Below are 17,466 nucleotides of genomic sequence, written 5' to 3'. Positions count from 1 at the left end.
TTTTATGCTATCCTGTACATTCGGGATTTTGTACTAGTGGTTTTCCGGTATATTCTTGTTTTTTGCCATTATGCCTTCAATAATCAATAAATTTGTTTGTTAGTCGTCACTTGCTTATGCATTACTATTTAGCTTTTCTTCTGTCGTTTTGCTGCGGCCATTTCCTATGCGCACAACAGAAGCTTGCCTTCAATGAAGACAGCCTGCAAAAGGTGCTGGAAAGCAACGCGGATGAAAGGCAGAAGATAAGTGCCTTACAGGAACTTTCAGATCACTGGCTTTATATCGATTCGGCGAAAGCGATGCACTTTGCCCAAGACGCCTTTGATCGAAGTGTTCAGCTAAAAGATGAGCGGCTCATCGCCATCGCACACTATTATGTAGCCGGCGTCTATATGGAACATTATAACCTGAAAGAAGCGAAGGAAGAGTTTCAAAAAGCACGGGCGTTATTGGAAGTAGATACGTCCTACATCGCCAAGCGATATCTTGCCCGGGTTTGGCACAATATAGGGGCTATAAGTCAGCGGGAGGACGATACAGAAAGCTTTCTGAAAATACTGATAGAAGAGGCCTGTCCCATACTCGAAGCCATTGGTGACTCGCTCTTGCTGGCCAATAATTATTATGATATAGGCAATGTCTTTGCTGATATTAAACAGTACGACAAGGCCTTTTCTTATTTTCAGCGCGCAGCGAACATATTTGCAAAGCACCAAGAATACGCCGATGCAGTTAGTAGCCATTTAGGAATGGTGAAGACCCTACTTTTCCAGGAGGATTTTTCGGACCTTAACAGGCAAAGAATGCGCGATCACCTTGATTTTGCCTACGAGCAATTGCGCGATAAGCCGAACGCGTATCCGTGGACAAATTACTATATTCTCTTTGGTATGTACCAGCAGTACGTGGAAAAAAACCACGACCGAGCCTTACAAAGCTACGACGATGGGATTGCTTTCGCCAGTCGGCGTCAAGAGGCCTACAATCACATCGAACTGCTCAACCGCAAATATTATCTACATTTTGATAAGCGGGAATTCGATAAAGCCAGGGAAATGGCTTACCGCGTTTATAAGGAAAACGAAAATTACCCTTTATCGCGTAATAGGCTGATCAGCCTTAAGAATTTGGTCGATGTAGAAGAGGCATTGGGGCATCGGGAAAAAGCATTTACCTTGCTAAAAGAATATGTTGCATTGGCCGATACGGTGAACGAGAAACAGAGCCACGTCAAGATAAATTTGATAGAAAAAAAATACGAAGATGCAAAAAGGGAGAAAGAAATCGTTGCCTTGAAGGCCGAGAACCAGCTCAATACGGCCGCTCTAAAATATAATAAGGCGATCCTCTTTTTTATTTGCATTGTGTTAGCTTGCCTATTGGTGCTGCTTGTGCTGGGCTACTTGCTTTACCGGAATAAACAGCGCTTAGTAAAGCAGCAAAGTGATTTGCACGAGGAACAGCTCCAACGTATGCGCAAGGAACAGCAACTACGGTTTTTCGATGCCATGCTGCAAGGGCAGGAGCAAGAAAGAAAGCGCCTGGCCAGTGATTTGCACGACGGTTTGGGAGGCTTATTGTCAAATGTGAAATTGCTCTTGTCTAAAAATCCATGCCTTGGATCAGGACAGGAAGCTCAGGCGCAACATCAGGTTATCCTGAATAAATTGGATGCAGCGGTAAATGAACTGCGAAGAATCGCCAGAAACATGATGCCGGAAACGCTATTGCGCTTCGGCTTGGTGACGGCACTACGTGATTTTTGTGAGGACCTTGAACGTTCAGGTATCAATATCTCGCTTCAAACCTATGGTTTTGCCTTAGAGGATGATAAAGATCGCCAAATTATGGTTTACCGTATCTTGCAGGAGTTGATTAATAATGCGGTACGGCACGCCGGCGCTAATACCATCTTGGTACAATGTATTCAAAACGAGGAGAAAGTGTTCATCACCGTCGAAGACGACGGCTGCGGTTTTGATGCCATGGATGCGCAGGACAAAAAAGGTATAGGGCTGCATAATGTGAAAAACAGAGTAGCCTACCTCAATGGGCAGTTGGATATTCAGTCGGAAAGAAATGTCGGAACAACGATTAATATAGAATTTAATGTCAATGCAGCATATCTCCCTACTTATAGTTGATGATCATCCAGTAGTGCTGGAGGGTATGAAGGCCTTATTGTCCGACAATGCTTCCGTAACGGTTAAAGCTTGCTGCCATGATGGCGACAGTGCCTTGGGCTTTTTGACGGAAGTAAGTGTGGATGTGGTGTTATTGGATATCAATTTACCCGACATGAGTGGAATTGATTTATGTAAACAAATCAAACAACTTTATCCTCGCACCCACATTATTGGAATAAGTAATTATAACGAGCGCAGTATGATTACAAAGATGCTTCAAAATGGTGCCAATGGGTATGTGTTAAAGAACGCAGGCGCCGAAGAAATCATCGACGCGATTCGATCCGTTGTCAATAAGAAGGTTTATTTCAGTCCGGAAGTGCAGCAGTCGCTATTCGAAGCGGCCTTACATGACCCGATGAATTTGCCTAAGCTGACCAGACGGGAGCAGGAGGTGCTTCGTTGCATTGCCGAGGGAAAGACAACTGCCGAGATCGGAGAGATGTTGTTTATCAGCCCCCACACCGTGGAAACCCACAGGCGAAACCTGATGCAGAAATTTGAGGTCTCCAACGCAGCTGCATTAATCCGGGTTGCTACGCAATACCAATTGATTTAGCAGGGTAATAGCGACTTACTTAATTCCTTCCACCCGGAAACTATCGTCGACGATGGAAACCTTCCCGAAAGGCGCCTTTGTGGAATGATAGAACATACAGATCCATCCCTCGGCTGCTGCGCGATTTCCGTAATTTTCTCTTAGGCGCATGGCTTTCTTCCCATCGAAATCGTATTTCGCAGCAAACTTCCGTAATAACTGCTCCGGTTCGGGGAGTTCATCGCCCCCAAAAAAATAGTATTGACCGTTCTCCTGTATATGAAAAACCTGGTGGAATTCGGTATGGCCGCCGCTGTGTTCATAACTGATCGCGTCGTTAATACGGCCATCGCCTTCCACTAACTCCAAATTCCCGCTACGTTGAAGAACGTCGAAAACCTCCGTCTTGTAAGAACTCGATTTTCCGCTGTAGCCGGCTTCCCACTCTCCACGTGAAACATAATACGTGGCTTCAGGAAAAGCCAACTGCAGTTTCCCTTGGTTTTCATAAACCATGCCACTAGCGTGATCTTGATGTAAGTGCGACATCAAAACAAAACGTATATCTCGCGGATCAAAACCTGCCTTTTTAATGTTGTCGTGCAAAATCAGATTTCCAGCCTCGTCTTTATAGCCTAATCCGGTATCCAGCAAAATCAAGCCCTTAGACGTTTGGATGAGAAAGGGATGAATGTGAATAAATAAAGAGCCTTTCCGATCTTTGGGGTCGTCTTTTGAAGGATCAAAAGGGATGAATTTCTTGCTGCTGTCAACTGAATAAGAACCTTCGTATAAAGAAAATGCTTGCATGCGAATAAGTTGTAAGTTAAAAGTGATAAGTTATAAGTAAAAATCCGTGAACGATTGAGCTCACGTACAGGGCGCAAGCCTATACTTACAACTAAAAAAACGTATATTTACCGATCGAATAGCACAAACTTAGATAAATTGCGCTTTATATGCAACCCTTGCAGGGGCATATAAAAGGGTTAGCGCGCTCTTATTAGCCTTTGGGAGATACAGTTAATAGATAAAGTATATGCAAAAAAGGTGGGTTGAAAGAAATACAGTAGACATAGGTATCGTCAGTTCTTTATCAAAGGCGCTTAACATTCATAAGGTCTTGGCTACCCTGTTGGTCCAGCGCGGCGTACAGGACTTCGAACAGGCGCGTAAGTTCTTCAGGCCCTCACTTAGCGATCTATACGACCCCTTTCTGATGAAAGACATGGATCTGGCTATCCGACGTATCGAGCACGCAATCGGCATAAAAGAAAACATACTGATTTATGGTGACTATGATGTGGATGGGACAACCGCGGTGTCTGTGCTTTATAGCTTTTTAAAGCGCTTTTATAACCATATTGGTTACTACATCCCCGATCGGTACAAAGAAGGCTATGGCATTTCCTTTCAAGGTATTGATTATGCAGACGAAAATAATTATTCGTTGATTATTGCGCTCGACTGCGGGATCAAGTCGGTTGATCAGGTCGAATACGCAAGGTCCAAAGGGATCGATTTTATCATTGGCGACCACCACACGCCGGGTGATGCGCTGCCTGAAGCGGTTGCCGTTTTAGACCCGAAGCGTAGCGATTGTTCCTACCCTTATAAGGAACTGTCCGGCTGCGGGATTGCTTTTAAGATTATCCAAGCCTTTGCCAAAACAAATCAGCTCGACGAAGCAGAAGTTTTTCAGTACCTGGATTTGGTGGCCGTAAGTATTGCCTCCGATATTGTGCCGATAACGGGCGAAAACAGAGTGCTTGCTTACTATGGACTGAAAAAACTGAACAATAATCCCAGCGTGGGATTGAAAGCACTTGTTGATCTTTCTACTAAGGTAGGTGATATGAACTTAACGGATGTGATTTTTCAAATCGGTCCCCGCATAAATGCGGCGGGACGGATAGATCACGCCAAAGATGCGATCAAGTTGTTGATTGCAAAAAGCTTGGAAGAAGCAAGAAGCTGTTGCGGTTTGATCGATATGCAGAATATGCAGCGTAAAGATTTCGATGCACGCATTACGGCGGAAGCCTTGGAAATCATTCAACAAAGTGAAACGGCTGTTAAGCGAAAAACCACCGTCGTTTATCAAGAGGACTGGCACAAAGGCGTTATTGGCATCGTTGCTTCTCGACTAACAGAAAAATACTACCGCCCAACGATTGTACTTACCAAGTCAAATGGCCACGTAGCCGGATCGGCCCGTTCCGTGGCCGGCTTTGATTTGTACGAAGCGCTTTCGGAATGTAGTGATCTGTTGGAGCAGTTCGGTGGACATAAGTATGCTGCGGGACTGACGATGAAGGCCGAAAACGTGCCAGCATTGCAGATGAAATTCGAGCAGGTAGTAGCCCAGCGTATCGCTCCGGAGTTATTGGAACCTGAAATCACCATCGATTCGCGATTAAATCTGGCCGATATTACGCCTAAGTTTTTTCGCGTTTTACAGCAATTTGCTCCTTTCGGTCCGGAAAACAATGCGCCGGTTTTTATGGCAAAGAATGTTTATTCCGTGGGCGCGGCACAATTAGTAGGAGCAAACCATTTAAAGATGTATATCACCCAGGAAGGCGCGCCGGTTTTCGATTGCATCGGTTTTGGCCTGGGCGAGTACATGGCCTATGTTAATAAAGGAATACCCTTTACGGCCTGCTTCACCATTGAGGAAAATGTTTGGAGAGACAAAAGGAATATTCAATTGAGTCTAAAGGGAATTAAGTTGATATAAGCTTTAAGCGGTGGCTATAAGCTTTATGCTTTAAGCCGACGGCTAATGACTAAAAGCTAACAGCTAATATGATACTAAAAGCAGAACATCTTGTAAAGAAATATAAACAACGCACCGTTGTAAACGACGTTTCCTTTCACGTGGAGCAGGGGGAAATCGTTGGTTTATTGGGGCCAAATGGCGCCGGTAAGACCACTTCATTTTATATGATTGTCGGCTTGATCAAACCGAATGAAGGTAATGTCTATTTGGAGGACGACAATATCACAGAAGATCCCATGTACCGTAGAGCACAAAAGGGTATCGGTTACCTCGCCCAGGAGGCGTCGGTTTTCAGAAAGTTATCGGTAGAAGATAATATTATGGCGGTGTTGGAAATCCATCATCAAGACAAAGCTGTCAGGAAAGAGAAACTGGAAGAGCTGATCAACGAATTTAGTTTGCATAAGGTGAGAAAAAACCGGGGCGATTTACTTTCGGGTGGTGAACGTCGGCGTACCGAAATTGCGCGTGCACTGGCCGCCAGTCCGCATTTTATTTTGTTGGATGAGCCTTTTGCGGGTGTTGATCCCATTGCAGTGGAGGAAATCCAGACGATCGTACATAAATTAAAACATAGGAATATCGGTATCTTAATAACCGACCATAATGTGCAGGAAACCCTATCGATTACCGATAGAGCTTACTTGCTCACCGAAGGGAAGATTATGCTGACAGGCACACCGGAGGAAATAGCGGTTAATGAAATGGCCAGGACTTATTATTTGGGAAGACATTTTGAGCTGAGGAGAAAAAAACTAGGCTAAGTGCTGGAATTAAAATAGTGAATAAAGAGGGCGTTTAGCGAATATTGAGTCACGAAGCGAATCTTTAGTGAATAAAATTTGTTACTTTAGTAAACAAAACCAAGGTATCCTAATATAACAAAATGGCAATCATCAATTCCATTATTAATTGGATAATGAAAAAGCGGATCCATCAGATTGAACTTTTCATGAAGTATCCCCATGAGGTTCAAGAAGAATGGTTTCAAAGCCTTATTACCACCGCACAGGCGACTGAGTGGGGCAAGCAATTCGATTATAAGTCGATCTGTACCCTCGACACTTTCAAAGAACGGGTGCCTATTCAAGACTATAATAGCTTGAAGCCGTACATCGATCGAATGATTGCCGGCGAACAAAATCTGCTATGGCCTTCGGATATCAAATGGTTTGCCAAGTCGTCCGGTACCACCGCTGATCGCAGCAAGTTTATACCGGTAAGTGAGGAAGCATTGGAAGATTGCCACTTTCAGGGAGGAAAAGATCTCATCTCTATCTATTGCCATAACCGACCGGATGCGAAAGTCTTCACCGGTAAAGGGGTGGTGCTGGGGGGAAGCCATAAGATCAATCAGTTGGGCAACGGGGAGTCCAGCTCAGGAGACCTGTCAGCGATCTTGATTCGTAACCTTCCTTTCTGGGCGGAAATGTACCGAACGCCCGATTTGGAAACGACGCTTAACCCGAACTTCGAAGAAAAGATTGAGCGTGTCGCGAACTTAGTTATCCATGAGAACGTTACCAATTTATCCGGCGTTCCCACCTGGAACGTTGTATTGGCAAAGCGGGTGCTCGAATTGACGGGCAAAGACAATTTGCTTGAAATCTGGCCTAATTTGGAGCTCTATCTTCATGGCGGAGTGAGCTTCAAACCGTATAAAGAGCAGTTTAAAAAGTTAATACCCTCTGATAATATGTACTATCTGGAGAATTACAATGCTTCGGAAGGCTATTTTGGAATCCAAGACCAGTCGGACTCCGACGATTTACTGCTCATGCTCGACTATGGGGTCTTCTATGAATTTCTGCCCATGGAACACCTGCACGACGAACACCCACAAACGCTTACGCTCGACCAAGTGGAGCTTGGAAAGAATTACGCCCTGATTATTTCGACTAACGCTGGCCTGTGGCGCTACATGATTGGAGATACCATTAAATTTACAACCCTGCATCCCTATCGCATACAGATTACCGGCCGAACAAAACAATATATCAATACCTTCGGTGAAGAATTGATTGTGGACAACGCAGATAATGGGCTTGACGAAGCCTGTAAGGCGACTGGCGCCATTGTTCGCGATTATACAGCAGGCCCCGTTTATTTTCGTAACAATGAGGCGGGTGCTCACGAATGGATTATAGAGTTTGAAAGAGAGCCGGACGACTTCAACAAATTTAAACGCGTATTGGACGAAAAGTTGAGGGAGCTGAACTCCGATTATGACGCAAAGCGTTTCAAGAATATGGCACTCGGCGAGCCGATTATCCATAAAGCCCCTGCCGGGACCTTCTATCAATGGATGAAAAGTCGGGATAAATTGGGTGGCCAAAACAAAGTGCCCCGGTTGGCTAACGATCGCAATTACCTCGCTAGCATACTGTCTTTATTGCAGTTATAAGGGGGATGGACAATTTGAAAGCCAGCACGTAAAATAACTGTTGTAAAGGTCTAAAGAGTCATTCCTCGCGTCCACCTTGACTGAGTTAGCGAATGGAAAGGTCTGTATTACGTTAATGAACAGATTGTTCTACGTTACGGCGCGATGGTCGAAATGTCGATTATTAGCTTTTGGAGGCGGTCCAATCACAAAAAACGTATATCGTAATGTTAAGGAATAAAGGTTTCGTCTATTTGCTGATTCTATTGATCTTATTCTTAGATCTTTGGAGTACCTATCTTTTCAGTGGTGGTGAGATTAATCCGTCCAATGAACTTCATTTTGTTGTGCAGCTTTTTGGGCGCGGATTTAAGGATCTGATCTTGGTTTTTGTGTTCGAAGCGGTTTTATTGATAGCGATAACTTACGCTGCGTTAAGCCTTCATAAGCAAAGGCCTACCTTGCAAGAGCATAAACCAGCGCTCAAAATATTGAAAAGAAAGCAAAAAGTCAATACACTGGATTGGCGGTCGTTCGTACGCATGCTTCCTTTCGTTGTGGCCATGGTATTGGCTGTTCATTTTGTCGCTTCAGTTAATAATTTCATATTGTATGCGTACTCTGTTGACTCAATAACAACGAGTTTTCTTGGCAACATGTTAAGGGGCTACGTTAATTTTATTCATATCGGCAAGCGACTATATTACATCTATCTGTTTATAATTCCTGTCGGACTGCTGTTCTATTATTGTTTTAAACGCTTACTGGGAATAGAAAATAAGCAATTTAATGCTAACAGGACAGGTTTTTTTCCAAAGATTAAGTAAGCGGTTGTTTGCTTTCCAAATAGGCCGACTTCCTAAAGGTAATCCTTTAAACGTATCTATCATGCCTGAAAAGATATGGGAAAATGGTGATGAAATGACAATTATATCGCTTAACTTCGTAATGTTTTATGAAGAAAGAGCAGATTTCCATTTTCGATATATTTAAGATTGGTGTTGGGCCGTCGAGCTCCCATACACTGGGCCCTTGGCGTGCCGGACAAAAGTTTATCGAAACACTCCAGAAAGAGGGTTTGCTGGAAGAGACGGAGACCGTTAAGATTCTGTTGTATGGCTCGCTTGCTAAAACGGGCAAAGGACATGGAACGGACATTGCTGTTCTTTTAGGGTTAAGTGGCGATGACCCCGTTACGTTCGACGTTAATCAGATCCAGCCAAAAGTAGATGATATCAAACAGCGTCACTATCTTAATCTGGGCGGTGTACACCGGATCGATTTCAGCTATACTGATGATTTACTTTTTTTATTTCAGGAGAGCCTGCCCTTTCACCCCAATGCCGTTACTTTTCAGGCATTTTTAACCAGTGGTAAAGCCCGTTCTGAAACCTACTACTCTATCGGTGGTGGCTTTGTTGTACAGGAGCACGAAAGACACGATGGATCGAAGGAAGTAGATTTGCCTTTTCCTATACAGAATGCGAGGGAATTGCTGGTATGGTGCATGCGTACCGGTTTAAAAGTATCGGAAGTAGTGATGGAAAACGAACATGCCTGGCGAAGTGAGGAAGAAACCAATAGAGGCGTCCTGCATATTTTTCATACCATTCGAGACTGCATTTATCGCGGTTGCCATACCACAGGGGTGTTGCCAGGGGGGCTGAATGTCGAACGACGTGCAGCAAAACTCAACAAGAAGCTGCTTAATGGGCGAGGGTATCACGACTACGACAGCTGGATCAAAGCGATTCGTGAAGGAGGTGCTTCCTTCCAGTATATATTAGATTGGGTAAGCTGTTTTGCTTTGGCCGTGAATGAAGAGAACGCATCTTTTGGACGTGTTGTTACGGCACCCACAAACGGCGCTGCAGGTGTGATACCAGCGGTGCTGCAATATTACCTCACCTTTTGTGATGGCTTTTATCAGGAAAAGATTATGCAGTTTATCGCAACGGCTTCTGAAATTGGCAGTATCTTTAAGAAGGGATCCACAATATCGGCAGCTATGGGCGGCTGTCAGGCTGAAATAGGGGTGTCTTCCGCCATGGCTGCGGCAGCCTTGACCGAATGCCTGGGCGGTTCACAGCGGCAGGTGCTGATGGCAGCGGAAATTGCCATGGAGCATCACTTAGGCCTGACCTGCGATCCAATCGGTGGATTGGTGCAGATTCCATGTATTGAACGAAATACCATGGGAGCCATTAAAGCGATCACCGCCTCGCAATTGGCGCTGCAGTCTAATCCCGAAAAAGCGAAAGTCAGTTTAGACGCAGTGGTGAATACCATGTGGGAAACTGCGCTTGATATGAACGCCAAATATAAAGAGACCTCCGATGGCGGCCTCGCTACCAATATTCCTTTGAGTTTACCAGAATGTTAGTGTTTTAGCCGTCGAGGCTGCTTCGGGATTAGGTTGGTCTTGATTCGTGCACGCTTTATTCTTAATAGAGGGTTAACAAGGGTTTGATAGGGGGTTACAAGGGGGTTAATAAAGGTAAAGCCTTATTAACCCCCTTGTAAATCTTTCTTAAAACTTGATAAATACTTTTTTAATAGTAACTTTAGGGCGAAGCAGGCATAAAGCTGTTTCGGTCAATACACATATATAAACCAAACATTTTAACATGGCAATTGCAAGAAATGGCATTCATGGTTCTATTAGTGGAAGAACGGGCGACCTAATATCGTATGAACTAAATGGTCAACTGGTAGTTCGTACGGTTGGCCGTCGTACCAAGCGCTTCTCTCCAAAGGAATTGTTAAACCAAGCCAAAATGCGCGTTGTATCCGAATTTTTGGCTCCAATAAAGCCTTTTGTCCTATTTGGCTTTAGAAACGCAGCGCCGCCGGGAAGTAGGGTGGGACCTTTTCAGATGGCGCAGTCACATACGCGTAAGTATGCCGTAGAGGTTGACGAAAATGGCGACCCCTATGTGAATCCGGAAAAGGTGCTGATTAGTAAGGGGACGATAGCTCCGCCGCGCAATTGCACCGTTGAACGTGAGGGAAACCGTATCACGATGTCATGGGAAACGATACGCGGATGGGGAGGCGACCGCTTAGTGGTTTTACTCTATGATGGGGATTTATTTCGCGATTTCCGGGAAATCGGCCCCGAAAGATCGGCACAAACACATAGTTGGGAAGACAGCGCCTTGACCTCTGCTGACAAGCCGATACATGTATACGCGGCCTTCCGTGATACCTATCATGATCGCATTTCGGACAGCGTGTATTGCGGGGCTATTTAAAAAAAGTCAGCATTTCCTCAATAATCGATTTGCGTTAATGGGCAGCCGTCTGTTGACTTAGCTCCATCCCAAACAAATCAGCGAAGTGTTTTTTCAACCGTTCTTTTACTTCTGCCATCGGTACTTCGCGGCCCAGCTCACCTTGCAGAGACGCAACGGCTTTATCGTCTATACCGCAAGGGACGATGTTGTTGAAGTAGTTTAAATCGGTGTTAATATTAAAAGCGAAGCCGTGCATGGTTACCCATCGACTCGCTCTGACACCAATGGCGCAAATTTTTCGCGCCCTTTCATTGTCGGGATCCAACCATACCCCGGTATAGCCGGCGTAACGTCCGGCTTTTATTTCGTAATCCGCGAGTGTACGAATGACTGCCTCTTCAATCGTACGCATATACAAATGAATATCGGTAAAAAAGTTGTCGAGATCCAGAATGGGATAGCCCACCAGCTGCCCGGGGCCATGATAAGTAATATCGCCCCCTCTATTGATTTTATAATAAGTGGCTTGTTTATCCAGAAGGCCTTGTTCGTCTAATAATAGGTTTTCCGCTTTTCCGCTTTTTCCTAAAGTATAAACGTGTGGATGCTCTACAAAAATTAAGTAATTGTCTGTAGGAGAGTCCGTACCGTTAAGCCGGTTATCGGTTTTTTGTTGCACGATCTGTGCAAAAATACGTTCTTGCCAATCCCACGCTTCCTGATAATCCACGTTGCCCCAATCCTCAAAGAATACCTTTTTGTTCATCAATACACCTTTCTAAAGTCTTTTACAAAGATACGCTTTGTTTAGGATTTTTGGGTTCCGCTTCCCTGATATCCATGTTGGTAAGTAAAGTGTATGTCAATATAACCGCAAGGGGTTTTTACATTGAAAGCGGGGCGGAATTCTTTATAGGTATTTTACCTCATTTCGGTCGAATAACTAAGCCACTTCGTCTAAAAAAAGTGCTCGCTTCCATCTTTCCCACTAATTTCATTTTATAAATGTTTGCTGGCGATAAACGGTACTCGATTAAAGGCATCCTACGGCGCATGGTTACAACACACAAAAATAAGTACTGACGAATAAATTATTACGAGATGAAAGGAATATTTAATCGGCTGATAATAAAGAAAAGAGAACGTAACGTAGCGGCTTGCGAGCGGTATAAGTTAGATGAGCAGCAATCTGATCAACTATTCGGTGGTTTTAAGGAGTACAAACCGCCAATTTACGAACAGTCACAGGACACAGCCACGAAAGTAAAGATTAATGACCTGTTTAATGATTTTGCTGAAAGTTGACTGCTTGAGTTTCGAGGCCTGGACAACGCTAAATATCACAAAAAATAAACACATCAGTATGGGAAAGAAAGATCAATCAACCAACTCGAAGCGCGAAGAAATTAAAAAGAGCATCGAAAAGCTGAAAGCCTTCAAATTGACGGAAGCCGCAGAAGACGATGATATTGAAATTGACGGCGATCGTATTACCGGTGGTAAAAAGGATACGACTGTAGATACGCATTGGCCGACAACGGGCAATGCCAATAATTAACGAATGAAAGACAAGTGTAATGAAATTCTTCAGTAGGAAGTTTAAGTTTTACAAGCAGCTGGATTACATGGATTGTGGGCCAACCTGCTTACGGATGGTTTCTGCTTTCTATGGGAAAGATTATTCATTGGACTATTTACGGGCGAATTCGTACATCACGAAGAACGGGGTAAGCTTATTGGGTTTAAGTGAAGCTGCCGAAAAGGTTGGCTTCAAGACCTTGGTGGCAAAGGTAAGTTACAAGCAATTGATAGAGCAGGTGCCGCTCCCCTGTGTATTACATTGGAACCAAGAGCACTTCGTTGTATTGTATGACGTAGAAAAAAAGAATCTCTTTAGAGCGGATGAATATCTGGTAATAGGTGATCCGGGGCATAATCTCGTGCGGGTGGATATTGATGTGTTCAAGCGGTGTTGGCTAAGTTCTGATGACGAAAAAGGTGTGGCACTTTTGTTGGAGCCAACTCCAGATTTCTATAACGAAAGCGAGGAGCGTGAGGAACAAAAGAAGGGATTTCGCTTTTTATTTGATTACCTACGACCATATAAGCGGTATTTTTTTCAACTATTTCTCGGAATGCTATTGGGTAGTCTCATCAGTATGTGCTTCCCTTTCCTCACACAGAGTTTGGTGGATTTTGGAGTGAATAGAAAGAATATTTCGTTTATCCATTTAATTTTACTTTCTCAGCTTCTATTGTTTTTGGGCAGCATCGCCGTTGATTTGATCCGCAACTGGATTTTGTTGCATATCAGTACGCGCATTAGCATTTCCATTATCTCTAACTTTTTGGTCAAGTTGATGAAACTACCCATCAACTTCTTTGAGTCGAAGAATGTGGGAGATATTACGCAACGTATTAACGACCACCACCGTATTGAAACGTTCCTGACTGGATCGACTTTAAATACGCTGTTCTCTCTCATCAACCTTATCGTTTTCTCAATTGTACTGGCCATTTATGACGCCAAGCTGCTCACTATCTTTTTTATAGGCAGCCTACTGTCTGTTTTATGGATATCCTTGTTTCTGAGAAAGCGCAAACACATTGATTACAATCGCTTTCAACGGGCGCGTGAGAACCAGAATAGTGTCTATGAAATTATTACGGGGATGCAGGAGATCAAACTGTATAATGGGCAAAAGGCCCGGCGATGGGAATGGGAACGTATACAGGCCAAGCTTTTTAAAGTAAACATTAAAAGCCTCGCTTTGGAGCAATATCAGGAAATTGGCGCCTCCTTTTTTACACAGTTGAAGAATATTGTGATATCCTATGCGGCTGCTATGTTGGTTATTAATCAGGAAATCACTTTGGGTGTTATGCTGAGTATTTCCTATATCGTGGGCCAGCTGAATAATCCCTTGAATCAGATCATTCAATTTATACGGAATATTCAAGATGCCAAAATCAGCTTAGACCGCTTGGGCGAAGTACATAATCGAAAAGAAGAGGAGTCGAATGAAGACTTGATCGGCTTTAACGAAAACATCGGATACCAGTCAGCCAACGATATGGGGGATGGTATTTACTTAAATCATAGTCAGTTTTTACGCAACATCCAATCGGACGGTGGTAGCGGAATAACGTTGCATAATCTCTCCTTTCGTTACGGAGGGCCGAAGAGTCCATTGATACTAAAGAATCTCAACCTTCACATTCCTAAAGGGAAGGTAACGGCCATTGTGGGAGCAAGTGGAAGTGGAAAGACTACGTTAATGAAGCTGTTGTTGAAGTTTTACCCGCCAACTGAAGGGAGTATATTGGTAGATGGGATTAATTTGCAGGATATATCCGCCCAATTGTGGAGAAACAATTGCGGCACGGTGATGCAAGAGGGCTATATTTTTTCCGACTCCATTGCGCGTAATATTGCAGTGAGTGGCGAGCGTATACAGGAAGAGCGACTTTATGAGGCAGTACGTGTTGCAAATGTACAGGACTACATTGCGAAATTACCCCTCGGATTTAATACACGGGTGGGGAATACGGGATCCGGCTTAAGCGGTGGACAGAAGCAGCGTCTTTTTATTGCGCGTGCGGTGTATAAAGATCCTAAATATTTGTTTTTTGACGAAGCAACCAGCGCCCTGGACGCTAATAATGAAAAAATTATTATGGAAAATTTAGACCGGTTCTATGCTGGTCGGACTGTCTTAGTCATTGCCCATCGTTTGAGCACGGTCAAAAATGCCGATCAGATTATCGTCATGAAAGATGGTGAAATTGTTGAACAAGGGACGCACTATGAACTAGCCGAACAACGGGGATACTACTTTGAGTTGGTGAAAAATCAGCTTGAGCTCGGTGCTGCTTAATTATGTCTTGTATGCCAAACACACCTATAGAATCGATTTTAAACAACATCAGACGATCGGTAAATGATCAGAACAACTCGAATGAAATGGAGGAGATCGTCGGGCAGGTACCTCCGTGGCTCGTTCGTTGGGGCCTGGGCGTTTTGTTTTGCGTGGGTTTAATTGCCTTAATTATTATCCATCAGGTGCGTTTTCCGGATACACTGATGGCGGATGTATTGATACAGGCTAAAGAACAGCCCGGGAAAGTGACTGTACGCCGAGAAGATGCCAATCAGCATTTTCGCTTTTTAATAAAAGACGGTGATGAGGTGATGGTAGGGGATACCTTGTTAGTCCGGACTGACAGAAAGAAAAATGAGCAAGAAGCAATTATCACACCGATGAACGGAAAAATTTATGTCTCTAAAGGCATTGATGCCACGAATACCTTGGACCAGGTCATTTGGGTAGTGCCTAAGGCTACCGCTTTCGATATTAAAATAAAGTATGCCAATAAAGGAGCCGGGAAAGTCAAAGTTGGCCAGTCGGTAAAAGTCAATCTTTACGATTATCCCACTAATGAGTACGGTTTTCTGGAAGGCCAAATCGCACGTATTCTACCCGTGCAAGTAGATGAACACCACCAGGCTTATGTTGAGTTGCGCACCCCGCGTTTGGTAACCTCAAGAAATCGGGAACTTCCCATATTGCCTACTATGCAAGGAGACGCCGAAATTCTATTGAACGACCGGAGTATTTTTGAAAGGATCTTCGGAAGCCTATATAAGCCTTAATAATACCCACCATGTATCAACATTTTGGAAAAGCAATAGTCAGGACACCGCTGTTTCCGTTGACCGATCTTATAGTCAGTCGAGAAGGCGAAGCGGAGCTAGAAAAGTTGCTGTTTCAGCGCTTGGATGATCCGGTTTTCTTGGAATCCTTGTACTGGGCATCTCCTGATTTTTATCGTCAAGCTGTCGCTTTCCGGGAAGGCAAATTGCTTGATGCGAAAAAGAAGGGAAGGATATTGCATACGCTCAAGAAGTATATAATTCGTGCGAGCAGTCGCTGTACGCCTTACGGCATATTTGCTGGCTGTACGATGCGATATTTGGTTCCTGAGAATAAAACATTAGCCGGTTCAAATGTGGAACGCCGTCGGCGCGCGCGCGTAGATGTAGGTCTGCTGCAGGCAATCATTGGAAAAATAGAAAGGGACGACAATATAGTCCCTTTTTTACACTATCGCATTAACCCATCGCTCTACACAATAGCTGACAGTTATCGGTATATGGAAGCGCAGCTTAAGGACGGTCGGACGCATTATCAGCTCAGCACCATAGAGCGTACCGAGCTTTTGGATGAAATTTGTTATTTGGCACGAATTGAAGCGTTAAGCTTTACGCAATTGTCTGATCTCATAGGTTATGAAGAAAGTGAATCCGATAAGCAGGCCTTTGTAAAGGAGTTGCTCGCGATGCAGTTCTTGGTTAGTGATTTAGCCGTTCAGATGCTAGGAGATAGACAACTTGATCACTTGATCAGTCGGCTGCGCACTATAGCGGAAAGCTGCTCATTGATGGTTCCTTACTTGGAAGTATTGCTCTTGTTCAGGGAGACTATGCTGTCGATCGAACAGTCGCCGCTGGGGGAATTTCCGGTCGAAAAATTGGAGCCGCTAGAGTCGGCGATTAAACAACTAGGGATTTCTTGGCAGGGAGCTCTTCTGCAGGTGGATCTCTATGGAGACCCGGATAATAGTTTGTTGTTGAAAGATCAAAGCATAAAAGATTTATGGAGTGGAGTAGAGGCGCTAAGTCGTTTTACACCCAAACGCTCGCCTGCAGAAGAAGAACTCCGAAAATTTAAAAAGCTGTTCCTTGAGCGTTATGAGTTCCAGGAAGTTCCCTTATTGGAAGTTTTGGATGCCGAGTTGGGCATAGGCTTTCCGGTAACCAAGGGGATAGGCAATATTGCCTATAATGCTATTATCAGCGAAGAGCTGAGAGGTGCAAGTGACTTTAGAAAGCAAGGCACTCAGGACGAAGAACTTTGGCACTCTTTTTTGCAAAAGCGATGTGAGCAGTTGTTTTTGGAAGGGCAAGACGAGTTGGTATTAAAAGATGAGGATATAAAAGGCTTTGCTCCTAAAACGAATGAATTGGCCAATACGGTATCTGTTATGTGTTCCTTCTCAGCAAGCGGAGCATGCTATATACAACATGTAGGCGGAAGCACGGCCAATGCCCTGTTGGGTAGGTTTTCCTATCTCCATCCAACCGTCAAAGAATTGACAGACACAATTGCGCAAAAAGAAACTCAATTAGATGCAGACGCTGTGCTGGCAGAAATCGTCTGTTTGCCGCAGGGAAGAGTGGGTAATGTGCTACGTAGATGTACGTCTTCAAACTAAATTAGACACATTAGGATGAAACCTTAAGGAGACTTTCGAGTTATAAATTTATTAATTTTTGT

Annotated in this window: 15 protein-coding genes; 13 read left to right on the top strand and 2 right to left on the bottom strand. The window is 44.1% G+C overall.

All coding sequences use genetic code 11. The annotated features are described in order from the left end of the window. Nucleotides 1–116: 116 nt before the first annotated feature. Nucleotides 117–2,147, top strand: a complete 2,031-nt coding sequence (locus tag EPX21_RS00075; protein WP_134087639.1) for a sensor histidine kinase — start codon at nt 117–119, stop codon at nt 2,145–2,147. Beyond that, a complete protein-coding gene (locus EPX21_RS00070; protein WP_134087638.1) occupies nt 2,113–2,748 on the top strand; it encodes a response regulator transcription factor in 636 nt (211 codons plus the stop codon). The genes EPX21_RS00075 and EPX21_RS00070 overlap by 35 nt, the downstream gene beginning before the upstream one ends. 15 nt (nt 2,749–2,763) lie before the next feature. On the opposite strand, the gene EPX21_RS00065 is transcribed toward EPX21_RS00070, so the two are convergent. Beyond that, nucleotides 2,764–3,537, bottom strand: a complete 774-nt coding sequence (locus EPX21_RS00065) for an MBL fold metallo-hydrolase (RefSeq protein ID WP_134087637.1) — start codon at nt 3,535–3,537, stop codon at nt 2,764–2,766. Nucleotides 3,538–3,766: 229 nt separating this feature from the next. On the opposite strand from EPX21_RS00065, the gene recJ reads away from it, so the two are divergent. From recJ to EPX21_RS00035, 6 genes are all read left to right on the top strand, one after another. Further along, nucleotides 3,767–5,467 carry a single-stranded-DNA-specific exonuclease RecJ gene (recJ, locus tag EPX21_RS00060; RefSeq protein WP_134087636.1) on the top strand — a complete coding sequence of 567 codons (1,701 nt, stop codon included), beginning with the start codon at nt 3,767–3,769 and terminating at the stop codon, nt 5,465–5,467. Nucleotides 5,468–5,535: 68 nt separating this feature from the next. Next, complete coding sequence (gene lptB, locus EPX21_RS00055; RefSeq protein WP_134087635.1) at nt 5,536–6,273, top strand: LPS export ABC transporter ATP-binding protein; 738 nt, start codon at nt 5,536–5,538, stop codon at nt 6,271–6,273. 122 nt (nt 6,274–6,395) lie between these two features. Continuing rightward, nucleotides 6,396–7,913, top strand: coding sequence for a GH3 auxin-responsive promoter family protein (locus EPX21_RS00050; protein WP_134087634.1), 1,518 nt, complete (start codon nt 6,396–6,398; stop codon nt 7,911–7,913). A 206-nt stretch (nt 7,914–8,119) separates the two neighbouring features. After that, entirely contained in the window at nt 8,120–8,719 is a 600-nt protein-coding gene (locus EPX21_RS00045; RefSeq protein ID WP_134087633.1) for a hypothetical protein, read from the top strand. A 128-nt stretch (nt 8,720–8,847) separates the two neighbouring features. After that, nucleotides 8,848–10,275, top strand: a complete 1,428-nt coding sequence (locus EPX21_RS00040; RefSeq protein ID WP_134087632.1) for an L-serine ammonia-lyase — start codon at nt 8,848–8,850, stop codon at nt 10,273–10,275. Between the two features lie 244 nt (nt 10,276–10,519). Beyond that, complete coding sequence (locus EPX21_RS00035; protein WP_134087631.1) at nt 10,520–11,146, top strand: DUF6266 family protein; 627 nt, start codon at nt 10,520–10,522, stop codon at nt 11,144–11,146. 34 nt (nt 11,147–11,180) lie between these two features. Here the strand turns inward: EPX21_RS00035 and lipB are convergent, their stop codons facing one another. Further along, complete coding sequence (gene lipB, locus EPX21_RS00030; protein ID WP_134087630.1) at nt 11,181–11,894, bottom strand: lipoyl(octanoyl) transferase LipB; 714 nt, start codon at nt 11,892–11,894, stop codon at nt 11,181–11,183. A 335-nt stretch (nt 11,895–12,229) separates the two neighbouring features. Between lipB and EPX21_RS00025 the strand changes: the two genes are divergently transcribed. Genes EPX21_RS00025 through EPX21_RS00005 form a run of 5 tightly spaced genes read left to right on the top strand, consistent with a single transcriptional unit; the run spans nt 12,230 to nt 17,404 of the window. Next, a complete protein-coding gene (locus EPX21_RS00025; protein WP_134087629.1) occupies nt 12,230–12,433 on the top strand; it encodes a hypothetical protein in 204 nt (67 codons plus the stop codon). Between the two features lie 58 nt (nt 12,434–12,491). After that, nucleotides 12,492–12,686 carry a hypothetical protein gene (locus EPX21_RS00020; RefSeq protein ID WP_134087628.1) on the top strand — a complete coding sequence of 65 codons (195 nt, stop codon included), beginning with the start codon at nt 12,492–12,494 and terminating at the stop codon, nt 12,684–12,686. A 19-nt stretch (nt 12,687–12,705) separates the two neighbouring features. Then, the gene (locus EPX21_RS00015) at nt 12,706–15,006 is read left to right on the top strand and encodes a peptidase domain-containing ABC transporter (protein ID WP_134087627.1); all 2,301 of its coding nucleotides are present in this window, start codon (nt 12,706–12,708) and stop codon (nt 15,004–15,006) included. An 11-nt stretch (nt 15,007–15,017) separates the two neighbouring features. Next, complete coding sequence (locus EPX21_RS00010) at nt 15,018–15,782, top strand: hypothetical protein (RefSeq protein WP_134087626.1); 765 nt, start codon at nt 15,018–15,020, stop codon at nt 15,780–15,782. A gap of 11 nt (nt 15,783–15,793) precedes the next feature. Then, nucleotides 15,794–17,404, top strand: coding sequence for a lantibiotic dehydratase family protein (locus EPX21_RS00005; protein ID WP_134087625.1), 1,611 nt, complete (start codon nt 15,794–15,796; stop codon nt 17,402–17,404). Nucleotides 17,405–17,466: the final 62 nt, after the last annotated feature.

The sequence above is a fragment of the Olivibacter sp. XZL3 genome (assembly GCF_004368405.1).
Taxonomy (GTDB): Bacteria; Bacteroidota; Bacteroidia; order Sphingobacteriales; family Sphingobacteriaceae; genus Olivibacter.
Note: the sequence above shows the minus strand (reverse complement) of the source record. Positions and strands in the feature narration are given on the sequence as shown.

What these genes read in the sequence shown, in the direction of transcription:
- EPX21_RS00075 (WP_134087639.1), top strand. Translation starts at nt 117, where the DNA reads ATGCATTACTATTTAGCTTTTCTTCTGTCGTTTTGCTGCGGCCATTTC.
- EPX21_RS00070 (WP_134087638.1), top strand. Translation starts at nt 2,113, where the DNA reads ATGTCAATGCAGCATATCTCCCTACTTATAGTTGATGATCATCCAGTA.
- EPX21_RS00065 (WP_134087637.1), bottom strand. Translation starts at nt 3,537, where the DNA reads ATGCAAGCATTTTCTTTATACGAAGGTTCTTATTCAGTTGACAGCAGC.
- recJ (WP_134087636.1), top strand. Translation starts at nt 3,767, where the DNA reads ATGCAAAAAAGGTGGGTTGAAAGAAATACAGTAGACATAGGTATCGTC.
- lptB (WP_134087635.1), top strand. Translation starts at nt 5,536, where the DNA reads ATGATACTAAAAGCAGAACATCTTGTAAAGAAATATAAACAACGCACC.
- EPX21_RS00050 (WP_134087634.1), top strand. Translation starts at nt 6,396, where the DNA reads ATGGCAATCATCAATTCCATTATTAATTGGATAATGAAAAAGCGGATC.
- EPX21_RS00045 (WP_134087633.1), top strand. Translation starts at nt 8,120, where the DNA reads ATGTTAAGGAATAAAGGTTTCGTCTATTTGCTGATTCTATTGATCTTA.
- EPX21_RS00040 (WP_134087632.1), top strand. Translation starts at nt 8,848, where the DNA reads ATGAAGAAAGAGCAGATTTCCATTTTCGATATATTTAAGATTGGTGTT.
- EPX21_RS00035 (WP_134087631.1), top strand. Translation starts at nt 10,520, where the DNA reads ATGGCAATTGCAAGAAATGGCATTCATGGTTCTATTAGTGGAAGAACG.
- lipB (WP_134087630.1), bottom strand. Translation starts at nt 11,894, where the DNA reads ATGAACAAAAAGGTATTCTTTGAGGATTGGGGCAACGTGGATTATCAG.
- EPX21_RS00025 (WP_134087629.1), top strand. Translation starts at nt 12,230, where the DNA reads ATGAAAGGAATATTTAATCGGCTGATAATAAAGAAAAGAGAACGTAAC.
- EPX21_RS00020 (WP_134087628.1), top strand. Translation starts at nt 12,492, where the DNA reads ATGGGAAAGAAAGATCAATCAACCAACTCGAAGCGCGAAGAAATTAAA.
- EPX21_RS00015 (WP_134087627.1), top strand. Translation starts at nt 12,706, where the DNA reads ATGAAATTCTTCAGTAGGAAGTTTAAGTTTTACAAGCAGCTGGATTAC.
- EPX21_RS00010 (WP_134087626.1), top strand. Translation starts at nt 15,018, where the DNA reads ATGCCAAACACACCTATAGAATCGATTTTAAACAACATCAGACGATCG.
- EPX21_RS00005 (WP_134087625.1), top strand. Translation starts at nt 15,794, where the DNA reads ATGTATCAACATTTTGGAAAAGCAATAGTCAGGACACCGCTGTTTCCG.